Here is a 16562-nt window from a genome sequence, read left to right as displayed (position 1 = left end):
CTTCTCCCGTCGATGACGATGGACGATGCCGTCACTTCGTCGAAACCGGCCGCACCTTCGATGCCGCCAGCTTGGCCCGCTCGCGCGCTTCCCCGGTGTCGGCGCCCGTCGCGACCGCGACGCCCATGCGGCGCTTCACGAAGCTCTCCGGCTTGCCGAAGAGCCGCAAGTCGGCGCCCGGCACCGCCAGCGCCTCGCGCACGCCTTCGAACGCGATGCCCGCTTCGTCGATGCCGCCATAAATGACCGCCGACGCGCCCGGCGCGCTCAGCGAGGTATCGACGGGCAAACCGAGAATCGCTCGCGCATGCAGTTCGAACTCGGAGAAGCGCTGCGTCGCCAGCGTGACGAGGCCGGTATCGTGCGGGCGCGGGCTGACTTCGGAGAACCAGACATCGTCGCCGCGAACAAAAAGCTCGACGCCGAACAGTCCGCGGCCGCCGAGCGCCGTCGTGACCTTCGCCGCGACGTCGCGCGCTTTCTCCAGTGCGGCAGGAGCCATTGCCTGAGGCTGCCACGATTCGACGTAATCGCCCGCCACCTGCACGTGCCCGATGGGCTCGCAGAAGTAGGTTTGCGTCTCTCCGCTCACGGGATCGGCGGCGCGCACGGTCAGTTGCGTGATTTCGTATTCGAAGTCGATGAAACCCTCGACGATCACCCGCCCGTGGTTCACACGCCCGCCCGCCATCGCGTGATTCCAGGCCGGCTCGATATCCGCCTCGCTCCGCAGCACGGACTGGCCCTTGCCCGACGACGACATCACCGGCTTCACGACGCACGGAAAGCCGATAGTCGCGATCGCGGCCTTCATCTCGTCGAGCGATTGCGCGAACGCATACGGCGATGTCGGCAGGCCGAGCGTTTCTGCGGCAAGGCGGCGGATGCCTTCGCGGTTCATCGTGAGTTGCGTGGCGCGCGCCGTCGGAATGACGGTTGCCGTGCCGGACGCTTCGATTTCAGCGAGCGCATCGGTTGCGATGGCCTCGATCTCCGGCACGATCAGATGCGGCCGCTCCTTCTCGACGAGCGCGCGCAAGGCGGCGGGATCGGTCATGTCGATGACATGCGCGCGATGCGCGACCTGATGCCCCGGCGCATTCGCGTATCGATCGACCGCGATGACTTCGACGCCCAGCCGCTGCAACGCGATGATCACTTCCTTGCCCAGTTCGCCCGCGCCCAGCAACATGACGCGCGTGGCGTGGGAAGAAAGCGGCGTGCCGATCGACGAAGCGAGTTCTCTTGCTGCGTTGTTTCCGGCGTGATCGGTCTGCATGCGTGCTCCAATGAAAACGGTTGTGCGTCCGCTTCGAAGGCGTACGCAAGCCCATCGAGAAGCGATTGGCGGCGATGTTAACACGCACCGCTCGCCGCTTCCGCTCTGCCATTCGGCATATTGACAAGCAGTATTGACTCGCGCTTGCTGCCCGAATTCCCGGCTGCGTCATCGGGAAGCGTCATCGGGAATATGGCCGCCGATCATTTTGTTGCATCTCGACGCTGGACACAGCGTAGGACGCGTGCGGTACGCTTACGCTTTCGCCAGCTTCAGGATCATCGATGTCCCCGCATTTCCCCCGCGCATCGCTTTCGCTCTCCTCATGGCCGTCGACGAAACTGCTGTCGCGCTGCACCGGCGCGGCGCTCGTCGTGGCGAGCCTTCTGAGCGGATGCGCCATGCCGCATCATCCCGACGCGAGCGCGCCGCCCACCGATCCGTACAACCCCGCCGCGACGCAATTGCTCGACGACACGCAATGGGAACTCACCGCGTGGACCGAGGCGAGCGGACAGCCCCGCGCAATGCCGGCCGTCGCACAGGGCGCGCAACCCATTACGCTGGACTTCTCGACGGAAAGCGGTCGCCGGCGCGCCAGCGGCTTCTCCGGATGCAATCGCTACACCGGCGCGTACGATCTGAAAGACGGCAAGCTCAGCTTCGGGCCGCTTGCCGGCACGCGCATGGCGTGTCCGTCGCAGTCGAGCGGCGCGCTCGAGCAGCCGTATCTCGACGGCCTTGCGCACGTGGTGAAGAGCGGCGTCGAGATGAACCCGCCGCAATCGCTCCAGTTGACGCTCGAAGACGGCCAGGTGCTCACCTTCGAACCACGCGCCAAATGAACGCGGGCGTCGCGGCCCGCCGCAAAGCTGTTGCGCGCTAACGCCATCGCGAGTCGGTTTAGTCGCGACCCGTTAAACTGCTCGATCGATATGCCCGGCCCGCTCGCGTGACGCGTGCTGCCGGGCAGCAGTTCCATCCGTTTCACCCAAACCTGGTTCAATCCTTAGCATGCACACGGTAGTTCTTGGCTGGTTCGGTGCATCAGTCGTCTGGTTCCTTGCGCTTCTCTGGCGCGTCGTCAAATCGGTGCTGCCGGGCGGTGCGGGCCTGCGCGGCCCCGGCACGATCCGGCTGTGGCTGGGTTTTTTCTGCGTGCTGCTGTCGAGCGCCGCGCTCGAAGGTGCGCTCGCCGGCGCGATCGAAGCGCAGGAGAACGTCAATCGCGTCGGGCGTGCGCTTGCAAGCGGGCTGGCTGGCATCGCGCAGCCGGCGGGGGCCGTCGCGCTCGCGGCGCTCGTGCTTGGGATCAGTCTTCCCTGGCTCGTCGGCTTTAGTTGGCGTTCGGTGCTTCGCTGGGTCGAGGAAGCGTTCGGCTTCGGCCTGCCGCAAAGCTGGACCACGCCGCCCGAGGAGTCCGAGCGCGAGCCGCGTGCGCGCGATCAGGCAGGCGCGAAATCGAAGTCGAAGTCCGGCAAGATGCGCTGGCGGGAGCGCCGCGCGCGCGAGCCGGCGGGTGGAGCATCGGCGGTGCGCGGCATCGGCGGGGAACATTTCGACGCCCTGAGCCTGCGCGCGTCGCATGATGAGTCGACGCTCGGCATGTCGCCGGGCAATCGAAGCGGGCGTTATCAGCGGCCGACCGTGTGGCGTCCGCCTGCGACCGGCAAGCCTACGACGCGACGCGCGGAAGCCGCTGCCGCGAACATTGCGGCGACGGCGGAAGCGTACTCGAAGCGCCCCGCTTTCGAACGTGCGGGGGCGGCAGTGCCGGCGGCGTTCGTCGAACCCGTCGCGCCGGACGGCTGGCTCAATTCGCTGTCGACGTCGGCGGCTGCGCTGGGAGCGTCGAAGTCCGCTGGCAAAGCGACGGGACGCGGCGCGAGTGACGTCGCCATGACGCGGGCGCCTTCGCTATCGACGGTGACGGCTGCTGCGACTGCGTCGGCTGCTGCGGTCAATCGATCACCGGTGACGCCTGCACGCGCGCCGCTGCCTTCCAAAGCGCCGCTTTCGACAAGCACGAGCGCGATGGCGCCACCCCGCGCTCCGACCGCGCCGTCGCCGTCTCCGATGTCGCGCGGCATCGCGAAACGGGCTTCGTCAGGCGATGTGACGAGAAATACCGTTGCGCGCGATCCACGGCCCCAGCCTCTCGCCGCGCCGGCCTTTTCTCGCGCCCCCGCGCCGTCGAAGCCGCCGCCACCGCCCGAAGCCATTCAGGCGACGTTGCGCTCCATCGAAGAAAACGCCGCGCTTTGGACTTCGCTTGCCGGGGCAAGCCTCGCCCGCGATCATGAAGCTCAGGCGCTGCCGGAGAATGCAGCGGGTTCTGGAGCGAATGTAACGTCGCGTTTTGGCGGCTCGGGTGCCTTAGGTCAGTCCGCCCTGCCCTCTTCGCTGCGAGGAGACAGCGCGACGAAAGTGGCCGCGGCTGCTACGTCTAAGCACGAGTCGCGTCAGGGCGCTAACGGAATCGCGCCTTTCGCAACGCAATCGGCCCACGCGCCAGCGGAAGACGCGTGGCCCCAGCCGCGCGTACAGGCGCTCGTTGGCTCCGCTTTTGAAAGCCATGATGTCGCGACGCGCGACACTGGCGTGCATCCGACAGACACGCCCGCCGACGCCGACGCGTCGTCAGTGAAAGGCCCGCAGCCCTCGCCGCGATCGGCGGAGGATGACGTTTCGATCTTCACCGCTCCTGCTGCGACCGCGCCGGAAAGCTTTGGCGATACGCCGCCGTTCGAACCTGCTGCGAGCGCGGAACAGCGGTCGATCGCTACGAGCATCGAAGCGGCGGCGGCAGTCAGTCAAGCGCGGGTCAGTGATGCAATGCAATCGCCAAGCGATGCAGCACTTAGTGACGCCGAGGCAACGCCAGCAATCGCGGCCGAACCCGTTGCGACCGAAGCTCCACGCAGTTCCGAACCGCAGTGGCCTTTCGACGCCGCCGCGTCTGCGCCTTCGCGTGTGTCGTCCACAGAGCGTACGGACGAGAACGCAGCATCGCTGCCCGTCGATCCGCCCGAATCTGAGCGCGATGCGCCCACGGAAGACGTCACAACTGCGGGCGTCGAACTGCCCGACCAACCGTCCTGGCCTGAATCGCCGATGAGCGCCGCCGAGCGCCCGCGTGAACTCGACGCTCCCGCACCCGACGAGCCAAGCCACGCCGAAGCGCCTCTCGCCGCACCCAGCGCCATCGCACTGACCGCGATCAGCGCGCCACCGGTCTCAGCCCCGCCGCTACCGCCCGCCGGAGGATCGACGCGTGCGGACGCAGCCGTATCGGCGAACGATGATCCGCGAGAACCCGCATGGCCTCCCGCGCCCGCGATGCAGCCGCTGCCGCCGGAAACGCCGGCATTCGAACCCGCGAGCTATGCCTTCGACGCCGCGCCGATTCTCCCGCCCCCGTTCCCCGACGCGCTGCTGGAGCACAGCGAGACGCCGCCCTGGTTCGACGACACCGCGTCCATCCCGCCAGCGCCTGCGGCATTTGCCTCACCCGCCGAGACGCCGCCGGAGCCACAGCCACAGCCACAGCAGCAGGCAAGCCGCGAACCGCCGCCCGCCACCGTCGAGCTTCCCACGCCCGCACCCGCGCCCGAATCGCGCCAGCCCGTGCGCGGCTTCGCCGGCGCGGCGTTCGAGTTCCACGCGCCGCAAGCATCGGCGGTGGAGTTGCCGACGCTCGACCTGCTCGAACCCGCTTCCGACGAAGTCGAGCCCGTGTCAGAAGAGCGCCTCGCCGATACGGGCCAGTTGATCGAACAGCGTCTGCAGGAATTCAAGGTGCCGGTGACGGTCGTCGGCGCGTCGGCGGGCCCGGTCATCACGCGCTTCGAGGTCGAGCCGGCGCTCGGCGTGCGCGGCAGCCAGATCGTCGGCCTGATGAAAGACCTGTCGCGCGGGCTCGGCCTCACGTCGATCCGCGTCGTCGAGACGATCCCCGGCAAGACCTGCATGGGCCTCGAACTGCCGAACGCGAAGCGCCAGATGATCCGCCTGTCCGAGATTCTGGAGCAGGACGTGTATCGCTCGTCGAAATCGAATCTGACGATCGCGATGGGCAAGGACATCGTCGGCAATCCGGTCGTGACCGATCTCGCCAAAGCGCCGCACATGCTCGTCGCGGGCACGACCGGTTCGGGCAAGTCGGTCGCGATCAACGCGATGATCCTCTCGCTGCTCTACAAGGCGAAGCCCGAGGACGTGCGCCTCATCATGATCGATCCGAAGATGCTGGAACTCTCGGTCTACGAGGGCATCCCGCATCTGCTCGCGCCCGTCGTCACCGACATGAAGCTCGCCTCCAACGCGCTGAACTGGTGCGTCGGCGAAATGGAGAAGCGGTATCGGCTGATGTCGGCGGTCGGCGTGCGCAACCTGCAAGGCTTCAATCAGAAGGTGCGCAACACGGAAGCGGCGGGCAAGAAGCTGTCGAACCCGTTCTCGCTGACGCCCGACGCGCCCGAGCCGCTGTCGACGCTGCCGTTGATCGTCGTCGTCATCGACGAGCTCGCCGATCTGATGATGGTCGCCGGCAAGCAGATCGAACAGTTGATCGCGCGGCTCGCGCAGAAGGCGCGCGCGGCCGGCATCCACCTGATTCTCGCGACTCAGCGTCCTTCGGTCGATGTCATCACCGGCCTCATCAAGGCGAACATTCCGACGCGCGTGGCGTTCCAGGTGTCGTCGAAGATCGATTCGCGCACGATTCTCGACCAGATGGGCGCGGAATCGCTGCTCGGCGCGGGCGACATGCTGTTCCTGCCGCCCGGAACCGGTTATCCGCAGCGGGTGCACGGCGCGTTCGTCGCGGACGACGAAGTGCATCGCGTGGTCGAATATCTGAAGCAGTTCGGCGAGCCGGAGTACGAGGAAGGCATTCTCTCTGGGCCGACGGCCGAAGGCGGTTCGCAGGACCTGTTCGGTGAAACGCCCGATGCGGAAGCTGATCCGCTCTACGACGAAGCCGTCGCGTTCGTCGTGCGGACGCGGCGCGCGTCGATATCGTCGGTGCAGCGGCAGTTGCGCATCGGCTATAACCGCGCCGCGCGGCTCGTCGAACAGATGGAAGCCGCCGGACTCGTCTCGCCGATGGGCAGCAACGGCAATCGCGAAGTGCTCGCGCCGCCCGGCCCCGGCGAGTGAGCGCGTCAGGCCGCCGTCACCATAGACGCAGCTTGCGCAACAGCAGGATCGTGATGGCGGCGCACCCCGCCATCACGCCGACGACGATCCAGAACGAATGGGGATCGTGCGTGCCGGGCAAGCCGGCTACGTTCATGCCGAAGATGCCCGTCACGAGCGTGGCGGGCAGCAGCAACGCCGACATGATCGCGAGCCACAGCAGCTTGCGGTTGATGTCTTCGGACAACTGCGCCGCGATTTCATCCTGCAGCAGCTTCGCGCGTTCATAGAGTCCTTCCAGCCCGCCGCCCAGCCCGTTGAGCACCTGAATGGCCTGCACGAGCGCTTCCATCGAGCGCGGTTCGGCCCATTCGAGCCGGCGTGTGACGAGTTGCGTCAACGCATTGCGCTCCGGGTCGATGAAGCGCTTTACCTCCACCAGACGCCGCCGCACGTCGCCCAGCTGCGTGCGCCAGTTCGCGTGGCTGTTTTCGAGCACGCCTTCTTCGACATCATCTAGGCGATCGCCGATTTCATCGATGCGGTCCACGAACGTCTCGTTCAGCGCGCGGATCAGGCCCGCGAAGAGATCGACGGTATCGCGGAACGTCGCGCCTTCGAGGACCGCGTGACGCAGCCGGTCGGTCGATTGCAAAGGACGCGCGCGCACGGTGATCATGCGATGCCGGTCGACGTAGAAGCGCAGCGCCCCGGTCGCGCGGTTGGCCTCGCGCGCGCCGGGCGACGCGGCTTGCTGCGCGGCGGCGACCAGTTCGAGATCCGCGACCACGCCGTAGATGAAGTTCGCGCCCATGTGCACGCGCGGCCGCTTGTCCTCGCCGTTGAGGAATTCGCGTGCGACGTCGGGCATCGAGGTGACGCCTTCGAGCCAGCTTTCGACGGTATCGTCGTTCGCGGAGAGATGCAGCCAGGTGATACCGTCGCCGGCGATGGCCCTGCGCGCTTCATCCCACGAAAGGCGGATTGCATCGCCGCCGGCGAAGTCGAACGCGCTGATGAAGCCGGGCGGCGCCGGATCGCTGCGGCTGGTGCCGGTGCTGGTGCGCGCCGTCGCGTCGGAGTTGCGGATGGTGTCCAATCTTGCTTGTGCCTTTCAATGCTATTGACGATGGCGGCTTCGAATCGCGCGCCGCTGCGGCATCGTACTAAAACTCGTAGCGGCCGAAGAAGAATGCGACATCGCCATCGTTGAGACCGGGAATGCGCGGGATGAACGTTCCCAAAAACGACGTCCGCCGGTAGCGCACCGATGCAACCGGAAACGCGAGCGGCAGCGGCAGGTAATGCGCGACATCGCTGCGCGCGGTGAAGCCCGCGAAGAAGCCGCCGCCGACCTGCAAGCCGCCGAGCACCGGGTTCGTGTACCACTGGCGCGCATAGCCGACGATCGGCTCGACGTTGTGATGCGAGTCCGAGAAGGCCATCGCGAAGAGCAGGTCTTCGTTGCCGTTCGCGTCGACCCAGTGCTTGCCCGCGCCGCCGCCCCATGACCACGGATTCAGCTCGCTACGATTCGTGTAGCCGTCGATGTGCCAGCCATAGCCGGTTACGTATAAGTCCCAGGTGCCGTCGTGCGCGACGCGCATCACGCGTTCGCACGCCGACGACAACCAGTCGTGCTTGTAGTCGCACTGCGCTTCGCCGGCATGCGCCGCGAACGACAGACTGAGCAAGGAAACCGTGACCGCCTTGACCGCTATTTTTGTCATCGTTACTGGGCTGCGTGGCTAACGGGTACGGCGCAATGCGTCAAGACGGAGAGACGAACTTGAAATCCACGGGTGATCCGATCGACAGCCGTTTTGGGTCCGACGCAAGTTCGCCCGTCGCGGGATCGCGCCGGAAGAAGAACGCGCTGTCGCTCTCCTGATTGCCGATGACGAGCCAGCGCCCCCCCGGCTCGATCGCGAATTCGCGCGGCGTCTTGCCGAGCGTCGGATAACGCTTCAGCAACTTCAGGCGGCCGTTCGCCGGATTGACCGCGAACGCGACGAGTTCGTTTGCGTCGCCACGGTTCGTCGCGTAGAGAAAGCGCCCGTCCGGCGACAGATGCAGCGCGCCGCCGCCCACCTTGCCCTTGAAACCGGGCGCGGTCATCGGCAGCGATTGCGTTTCCGTCAGCTTGCCATTGGCGTAATCGAAGACGAGCACCGACGCGTTCATCTCGGTCGTCAGATAGGCGTGCTTGCCGCTCGCGTCGAAGATCAAATGGCGCGGGCCGGAGCCGGCCTTGACCGGCGTGTAGCGCGAATCGGTCGGACCAAAGAGGCCGCGGCTGCCATCGGGCGTGTAGCGATAACCGAAGACCTTGTCGACGCCCAGATCCTGCGCGAAGAGATATTTGCCGTCGGGCGAGAAGACCGTCGAATGGACGTGCGAGTTGTCCTGCCGGCCCTTCACCGGCCCGCTGCCTTCGTGATGCACCGTCAGCACGGATGCGCCGACATGCCCGTCCGCAGCGAGCGGAAAGACGGCGAAGCTGCCGCCCGGATTGGCCGCGACCGAATAGTTGGCGGTGAGCAGATACTTGCCGTCGGGCGAGATCGCGAGATAGCAGGGATCGTTGCCCTCTGCCGACACGCGATTGAGAAAGCTCAGTTGCCCGCTCGCGCGATCGAAGCGGAACGCGCTGACGCCGCCGCGTTGCGACGCGGGGCCGTTGTCGCCGGGAAGCTCGTTGACCGCGTACACATAGTTGTTGTCGCGGCTGACGACGAGATACGAAGGGTTCACCGTCTGCGCCGACGCGATGCGCGTCAGTTCGCCGTTGCCCGCATCGAAGCGATAGACATAGATGCCTTCGCTCTTGCCGCCGCCCGTGTAAGTGCCGATGAGCAGGTCATAGACGTCGCTCGCACCGGCGGCGTTCGTGACGCCGCTCGCAGCGGAGGACGGCGCGGCTGCGCCCGGCGTCTGCGCGAAGGCATGGGCGGCGGCGAGCGAGAGCATCAACGCGACGCCCTTGGCCCAGCGCACTGTCCGCGCGGGCCGGCGCGCGGCTTGCAATGGCGCATTCGTCGCGGCGCAGGAATGGATCGGTTGCATGAAACCTCCTCGTCGTCTATTTGCTGCTTGTTATCAAGGGCGGGTGTCGGCCGGCAAGATCGGCGGTGTGCGACAGCAAGTTGCGGACCGCGCGAATCGCAAGCGGGACGCGACAGACAGACCGCATAACTCGAACGAACAAAAGGAACTGACGCGATGAACATTCACCTGAGCCTCGGACCGGTCGTATCGCTGATCGCGGGCATTCTCATCCTCGTGATGCCGCGGCTGCTCAACTTCATCGTGGCGATCTATCTGATCGTCATCGGGCTGATCGGCTTGTTCGGTTCGGGTGCGGCCCATCTATAGCACACGTTGACAGCACACGTTGCCCTGTGACGCCGATTTGCGCTGACGGTTCCGCGCACGCGTCTTTCCTTCAGACTGAAAGCGAAAACGCACGCGAGCGGTGAGTCCGCACGCGTGCGTTTGCAGATGAAAGTCAGCGATACGCCGCCTGTCTTTTACGAGCGGCAGCGACGTGGTTTAACCGTTCGCGAGTTGATCCAGCCGCAAGCGGCCTTGCAGCGACAACGCCCCGACCGACACGCCGCTCGCGCCGAAGCTGTAGCGGTGGAAACATCCGCGCTCGGTGAGAAAAATCGCGGTGGTGTCCATCGCGTTGCGGGAAAGGCCGAGCCGTTTGTGATCGAGTGCAAGCAAGGCGTCGCTGTCGCGCACACCGCTTGCGGCGGAAAGAATGGCGATGCAGTCAGCTTTCGACGGATTGAGCATGGAGATCTATTCCTCGAAACGCGTGCAACGATGAGAGAGAAGGCGCGCTGGCCTTACACGAGCTTTCATTCAAACATCAGGCAATATTTTTATCAACCGCGGCATCGGCGCATGCCTAGCCTTTATCCGCCAACGAGGCGCGGCACGCCGTCGCACTTGGTGTCGCGTCGGGCCGCACAGCGCGCGAACGTCACGTTTTCTGCTCGCCACGAACGATTGCGGCAGAATGCGGCCACATGCACATGCGCTTCTCGCCACGCCATTGAAATCGCGCGGCGTTCCCGTCCATCCGGCGCATCGCGCGCCGCACGCCAGAAGACGTCAGCTTATGCCCGCACTAATCGAAGACTACGCCATGGTCGGCGACGGCCACACCGCTGCTCTCATCGCCCGCGACGGCTCCGTCGACTGGCTTTGCTGGCCGCGCTTCGACTCCGGCGCATGCTTCGCCGCCCTGCTTGGCACGCCCGAGCACGGTCGATGGCTGCTCGCGCCATCGATGCCCGATGGCGAATCTCCGGTTACGCGCCGCCGCTATCGCGACGACACGCTCATCCTCGAAACCGACTTCGAAACGCCGCAGGGCGCCGTCACGGTCGTCGACTTCATGCCGGCGCGCAACGGTCATTCGGAACTGGTGCGGATCGTCGTCGGCAAGCGCGGCACCGTACAAATGAAGATGGAACTGGTTCTGCGCTTCGACTATGGATCGGTGGTGCCGTGGGTGTGCCGGCTGTCGAACGACAGCGGCATCCGCGCGATCGCCGGCCCGGACCTCGCGGTGCTGCGCACGCCGGTCGAACTCGTCGGCGAAAACATGCGCACGACCGCCTGCTTCGATGTCAGCGCCGGCGAGCGCGTGCCGTTCTCGCTGTGCTATTCGCAGTCGCATTTGCGTCTGCCGCCCGCGCACGATCCGCACACGCAACTCGCTCGCACTGAAAATCACTGGCGCGAATGGGCCGCGCAAGGCGAAGTGAAGGGCCGCTGGGCCGGCGCAATCCGCCGTTCGCTCATCACGCTCAAGGCGCTCGCCTATGAGCCAACGGGCGGCATCGTCGCCGCGCCGACAACATCGCTGCCGGAACAACTCGGCGGCACGCGCAACTGGGACTATCGCTATTGCTGGCTGCGCGACGCCACCATCACCCTGCTCGCGCTGATGCGCGGCGGCTATTACGACGAAGCCCGCGCCTGGCGCGCATGGCTCGGGCGCGCGATGGCCGGCTCGCCGTCGCAGGTGCAGATCATGTATGGCATCGCGGGGGAGCGTCGGCTGGCCGAATGGGAGGTTCCGTGGCTGCCGGGCTACGAAGGCGCGCAGCCCGTTCGCATCGGCAACGGCGCGGTCGAGCAGTTGCAGCTCGACGTCTATGGCGAAGTGATGAATGCGCTGCATCTGGCGCGCGTCGGCGGCCTGCAAAGCGACGATACCGCGTGGTCCATCCAGTGCGCGCTGCTTCGGCATCTCGACACCGTCTGGCAGGAACCCGACGAAGGCATCTGGGAAGTGCGCGGCGGGCGCCAGCACTTCACGTTCTCGAAAGTGATGGCGTGGGTCGCCTACGACCGCACGATCCGCTCGGCGGAGAAGTTCAACCTGCACGGGCCCATCGACCACTGGCGCGAAATGCGCGACCGGATTCACGCGGACGTCTGCGTGAAAAGCTGGAATGCGCAGATGAACTCGTTCGTGCAGACCTATCACGGCGATGCGCTCGACGCGAGCTTGCTGCTCATCCCTCTTCTAGGCTTTTTGCCGCCCGATGATCCGCGTGTGACCGGCACCGTACATGCGATCGAGACCGATCTGACGCACGATGGCCTCGTCAAGCGTTACCACACTACCGAGGTGGCGGACGGTCTTCCGCCTGGAGAAGGCACGTTTCTGGCTTGTAGCTTCTGGCTTGTCGACAATCTGGCGCTGCAAGGAAGGCTCGAGGAAGCGTACACGATGTTCGAACGCCTCGTCGGGCTGGCCAACGATGTGGGCCTGCTCTCGGAGGAGTACGACACGGTGGCGAAACGCATGGTCGGCAATTTTCCGCAGGCGTTCACGCATGTTGCACTGGTGCATACAGGAATGAACTTGATGCGTCACGAGGAAGGCATGGCGAAGGCGACCGGCCGGCCGTCGACATCGGAGGATGCGGAAGCGGACGTCGCCGTCGATGCCGCCGCCGCAAAAGACTAAGAATCGATGCAAGCGATTGTTTTCATTGGCGGAAGGCCATACCGCCGTTAAAATTGATGCAATGCAACAATGTGTTGCGAGAAAGCTTGCAATTTCTACCGTATGGTTGTACTGACAGGTTAATGGGCGGAAAATCTTTCTTTTCGTTGATCTTTCCGCCAGTCTAGCCGTATGGCGGCAGCACCTTTGCACCTGGCAGCGCGGGAAAGCCGCCGCGCCGCGAGGATTTTTTGATCGCCGTCGAGTCCGAAAGCAGCAAACGGGTTCGGCGGGCAGACCGGTACGTACCGAAGTCATTGGGGCGAAAATGCTTTACCAAATCCACGAATTTCAGCGGGCCATGCTGTCTCCCCTCACCGCATGGGCCCAGGCCGCGTCGAAGTCGTTCGTGAATCCGGCCAGCCCCCTCGCCTACGTTCCCGGCTCCACGCGCTTCGCCGCCGGCTATGAACTGCTCTACCGGCTCGGCAAGGACTACGAGAAACCCGAATTCGGCATCCATCAGATCGTCAAGGACGGTCATAACATTCCGATCGTCGAGCAGACGGTCGTCGAGAAGCCGTTCTGCCGGCTGTTGCGCTTCAAGCGCTTCGCCGACGACAGCGCGACCGTCACCAAGCTGAAGGACGAGCCGATCGTGCTCGTGTGCGCGCCGCTGTCCGGCCATCACTCGACGCTGCTGCGCGATACCGTGCGCACACTGTTGCAGGACCACAAGGTGTACATCACCGACTGGCTCGACGCACGCATGGTGCCGATCGAGAACGGCGGGTTCCATCTGGACGATTACGTCGAATATATTCAGGAGTTCATCCGCCACATCGGCGCGAAGGACCTGCACGTCATTTCCGTGTGTCAGCCGACCGTGCCGGTGCTCGCCGCGATCTCGCTGATGGCGAGCCGCGGCGAAGCCACGCCCCGCACGATGACCATGATGGGCGGCCCGATCGACGCGCGCCGCAGCCCGACATCGGTCAACTCGCTCGCGAGCGAGCACTCCTACGAATGGTTCGAGAACAACGTCATCTACACGGTGCCGGCGAACTATCCGGGCGTGGGCCGCAAGGTGTATCCCGGCTTTCTGCAGCATGCGGGCTTCGTCGCGATGAATCCCGAGCGCCATCTGACCGCGCATTGGGACTTCTATCAAAACCTGCTGCGCGGCGACGATGACGACGCCGAACAGCATCGCCAGTTCTACGACGAATACAACGCCGTGCTCGACATGGCCGCCGAGTATTACCTGGAGACGATTCGCGTCGTGTTCCAGGAATTCCGTCTGGCCGAAGGCACGTGGGAAGTCAACGGCGAGCCGGTGCGCCCGCAGGACATCACGAACACGGCGCTTTTCACGATCGAAGGCGAACTCGACGACATCTCCGGCAGCGGCCAGACGCGCGCCGCGCACGACCTGTGCACAGGCATTCCGCAAAAGAATCAGCGTCATTTCACGGCGGAAAAGGCCGGCCACTACGGCATTTTCTCGGGCCGGCGCTGGCGCACGATGGTGTATCCGCAATTGCGCGAGTTCATTCTCGAACACGACAAATCGCCGAAGACCGAAGCGGTTCCTGCGTGATTTCGGTTTAGGTACCGATTCCATTTCTTCAAATGAAAACGTCGCGCCTTTTGTAAGGCGCGACGTTTTTTTCTGCCCTCCGGCGCAGCGTTTCAGCGACGCGTCAAATAGGCAAGCAGCAATTCCGTATTCATTTTCACCATCTGTTCGCGCTGCGTGGCCTCGCTGAAATCCAGGCCGAAGGTCGCCTCCAGGGTGAAACGATTCGACACGATGTAATACCCAAGCCCCGACAGCGTGATATAGAACTTCAGCGGATCCACATCGGTGCGAAACAGTCCGGCTTTTTGCCCACGTTCGAGAATGTTCGTGAGCGTTTCGACGACAGGCGAAATCAGCTCGCGCGTCCGATTCGATGCCTTGATATATCTCGCTTCGTGCAAGTTTTCATTGTTGACCAGACGCAGCAGTTCGGGGTGATCGCGATAGTAATCCCAAACAAAATGCGCGAGCCGCGTCATTGCCTCGATGGGCGCGACGCCTTCGAGATCGAGCGATCGCTCCGCCTCGACCAGCGCGCTGAACGCATGCTCCAGCACGGCTGTGAATAGCTGCTCCTTGCTACCGAAGTAGTAATACAGCATGCGCTCATTGGTCTCCGCCCGCCGGGCGATTTGATCCACACGCGCGCCAAACAGGCCGCCCGCTGCAAACTCCTCCGCAGCGGCAAGCAGGATACGGCGGCGGGTTCCTTCAGGATCTCTTTTGATTTTCGGCTGATTCATGGTGGCATGAGTCGGGAGCCGCGTTGTCCGGATATGCGTCACGCGGCCCGCATTGGGTACATGACGTGAACGGGCGCGCCAAGTTATTGGGGAACACCGTCCTGCGGTCAAACGATAAAGCGGTTCGATTATGCGCACATCACAACGGCATTGGCAATTGGGATGAAGGGCCACCTGCGCAGACGGTTGCGGACTTCGGCGATAATGACGTCTGAAGCATTAAACCCTGCGCGCCGATGCCGCCGGAAATGCTTCCCAAACAGGCGCCGTCGCTCGCATGTGTTTTTGCCTCGAGTCCTCTGCTTAATTCGCCATCGCGCAACCCCACGTGACCGCCATCCATTCCAAGACGCTCGCAGAGCGCATCGAAGACCTGCTGCCGCAGACGCAATGCACCAAGTGCGGCTATCCGGCCTGCCGGCCTTACGCCGATGCCATCGCCGCCGGCGAGGCGAGCTATAACCAGTGCCCGCCGGGCGGTCAAGAAGGCGCCGCACGCCTTGCCGCATTGCTCGGCAAGCCGGTGATTCCGCTCGACACCACGCATGGCGTGGAGCGCCCGCGGCCGCTCGCCGTCATCGACGAGAACATCTGCATCGGCTGCACGCTGTGCATGCAGGCGTGTCCCGTCGATGCCATCGCGGGCGCGGCCAAGCAGATGCATACGGTCATCGCGGAACTGTGCACGGGTTGCGATCTGTGCGTGCCGCCCTGCCCGGTCGATTGCATTGCGATGATTCCCGTCACCGGCGACGCCACCGGCTGGGACGCGTGGACTCAGGAACAGGCCGATGCGGCCCGCACGCGGCACGACCGGCGCATCGCGCGCATCGAACGTGAACGCGTCGAAGCGGAAGCGCGGGCGTCGGCGCGGCAGGCGTCGCGCTCGGCGCAGACGGCGCCCGAAGCCACGGAAGTCACGCAAGCCACCGCATCGAACGACGACGCCGAAGCCAAAAAACGCGCGATCATCCAGGCCGCGATGGAGCGCGCCCGCAAGAAGAAAGAAGAATTGGCGAAGCTCGGCGCCGGCCCGAAGAACACCGAGCACGTGAGCGCGGCCGTGCAGGCGCAGATCGACGCAGCGGAAGAACGCCGTCGCCGCCTGGGCGTGAGCGACCCCGGCAACGCATCGAGCGACACGAACAAACCCCGATGAACGCCAAGAAGCGACGCGCCATCTTCGAAACGCTGCAAAGCCTCGATCCGCATCCGAAGACCGAGCTGGAGTACACGACTCCGTTCGAACTGCTGATCGCCGTGATGCTGTCGGCGCAAGCCACCGATGTCTCCGTCAACAAGGCGATGCGCAAGATGTTTCCGGTCGCGAACACGCCCGAGGCCATCCTCGCGCTCGGCGAAGCAGGCGTGACGGAATATATCCGCACGATCGGGCTCTATCGCACGAAGGCGAAGAACGTGATCGCCGCGTGCCGCATGCTCGTCGACCAGTACGGCGGCGAAGTGCCCGACAATCGCGAGGCGCTCGAAGCGCTGCCCGGCGTCGGAAGAAAGACGGCGAATGTCGTGCTGAACGTTGCGTTCGGTCAACCGACCATCGCCGTCGATACGCATATCTTCCGCGTCGCGAATCGCACGGGGCTCGCGCCCGGCAAGGACGTACGCGCAGTGGAAACGGCGCTTGAAAAGAACGTGCCGGAGGAGTTCCTCCAGGACGCACATCACTGGCTGATCCTGCATGGCCGATACATCTGCAAGGCACGCGTGCCCGAGTGCTGGCATTGCGCGATCGAGCCGCTTTGCGAGTATCGTCCGAAGACGCCCGCGCCGGTCGAATAAGCGGCGGCCCGCTACAATACCGGCTTGAATGCCGCAATGGAATCA

General features: G+C 64.7%; 13 protein-coding genes. 7 read left to right on the top strand and 6 right to left on the bottom strand.

Annotation, left to right across the window (positions count from 1 at the left end):
- Window positions 1–31: 31 nt before the first annotated feature.
- Complete coding sequence (gene purT / locus BG57_RS05575) at window positions 32–1279, bottom strand: formate-dependent phosphoribosylglycinamide formyltransferase (RefSeq protein WP_052005639.1); 1248 nt, start codon at window positions 1277–1279, stop codon at window positions 32–34.
- Window positions 1280–1563: 284 nt separating this feature from the next.
- On the opposite strand from purT, the gene BG57_RS05570 reads away from it, so the two are divergent.
- Window positions 1564–2124 (top strand): META domain-containing protein, encoded by a 561-nt coding sequence (locus tag BG57_RS05570; protein WP_035960798.1) that lies wholly within the window; start codon window positions 1564–1566, stop codon window positions 2122–2124.
- A 169-nt stretch (window positions 2125–2293) separates the two neighbouring features.
- On the top strand, window positions 2294–6439 hold the full coding sequence (locus tag BG57_RS05565) for a DNA translocase FtsK (protein ID WP_035960792.1): 4146 nt from the start codon (window positions 2294–2296) through the stop codon (window positions 6437–6439).
- Window positions 6440–6455: 16 nt separating this feature from the next.
- On the opposite strand, the gene BG57_RS05560 is transcribed toward BG57_RS05565, so the two are convergent.
- The 3 genes from BG57_RS05560 to BG57_RS05550 form a co-directional block, all read right to left on the bottom strand.
- The gene (locus BG57_RS05560) at window positions 6456–7517 is read right to left on the bottom strand and encodes a transporter (protein WP_229753816.1); all 1062 of its coding nucleotides are present in this window, start codon (window positions 7515–7517) and stop codon (window positions 6456–6458) included.
- Window positions 7518–7584: 67 nt separating this feature from the next.
- Window positions 7585–8148: an antimicrobial peptide resistance and lipid A acylation PagP gene (locus tag BG57_RS05555; protein WP_035960788.1), complete on the bottom strand. Its 564-nt coding sequence runs from the start codon at window positions 8146–8148 to the stop codon at window positions 7585–7587.
- A 40-nt stretch (window positions 8149–8188) separates the two neighbouring features.
- On the bottom strand, window positions 8189–9484 hold the full coding sequence (locus BG57_RS05550; protein WP_035960786.1) for a lactonase family protein: 1296 nt from the start codon (window positions 9482–9484) through the stop codon (window positions 8189–8191).
- A 156-nt stretch (window positions 9485–9640) separates the two neighbouring features.
- On the opposite strand from BG57_RS05550, the gene BG57_RS31430 reads away from it, so the two are divergent.
- Window positions 9641–9793 carry a DUF3096 domain-containing protein gene (locus BG57_RS31430; RefSeq protein ID WP_075583087.1) on the top strand — a complete coding sequence of 51 codons (153 nt, stop codon included), beginning with the start codon at window positions 9641–9643 and terminating at the stop codon, window positions 9791–9793.
- Window positions 9794–9970: 177 nt separating this feature from the next.
- Here BG57_RS31430 and BG57_RS05545 read toward each other — a convergent pair whose 3' ends face one another.
- Window positions 9971–10219, bottom strand: coding sequence for a hypothetical protein (locus BG57_RS05545; protein ID WP_035960782.1), 249 nt, complete (start codon window positions 10217–10219; stop codon window positions 9971–9973).
- 328 nt (window positions 10220–10547) lie between these two features.
- On the opposite strand from BG57_RS05545, the gene BG57_RS05540 reads away from it, so the two are divergent.
- A complete protein-coding gene (locus BG57_RS05540) occupies window positions 10548–12413 on the top strand; it encodes a glycoside hydrolase family 15 protein (RefSeq protein ID WP_035960780.1) in 1866 nt (621 codons plus the stop codon).
- 307 nt (window positions 12414–12720) lie between these two features.
- The gene (locus tag BG57_RS05535) at window positions 12721–13992 is read left to right on the top strand and encodes a polyhydroxyalkanoate depolymerase (protein ID WP_035960778.1); all 1272 of its coding nucleotides are present in this window, start codon (window positions 12721–12723) and stop codon (window positions 13990–13992) included.
- Window positions 13993–14084: 92 nt separating this feature from the next.
- Here the strand turns inward: BG57_RS05535 and BG57_RS05530 are convergent, their stop codons facing one another.
- On the bottom strand, window positions 14085–14717 hold the full coding sequence (locus BG57_RS05530; RefSeq protein WP_035960777.1) for a TetR/AcrR family transcriptional regulator: 633 nt from the start codon (window positions 14715–14717) through the stop codon (window positions 14085–14087).
- 328 nt (window positions 14718–15045) lie between these two features.
- On the opposite strand from BG57_RS05530, the gene rsxB reads away from it, so the two are divergent.
- Entirely contained in the window at window positions 15046–15876 is an 831-nt protein-coding gene (gene rsxB / locus BG57_RS05525; RefSeq protein WP_035960776.1) for an electron transport complex subunit RsxB, read from the top strand.
- Entirely contained in the window at window positions 15873–16517 is a 645-nt protein-coding gene (gene nth / locus BG57_RS05520; RefSeq protein WP_035960774.1) for an endonuclease III, read from the top strand. The genes rsxB and nth overlap by 4 nt, the downstream gene beginning before the upstream one ends.
- Window positions 16518–16562: the final 45 nt, after the last annotated feature.

The sequence above is a fragment of the Caballeronia grimmiae genome (genome assembly GCF_000698555.1).
Classification (GTDB): Bacteria; Pseudomonadota; Gammaproteobacteria; order Burkholderiales; family Burkholderiaceae; genus Caballeronia; species Caballeronia grimmiae.
This window is presented reverse-complemented; position numbering and strand designations above follow the sequence as displayed.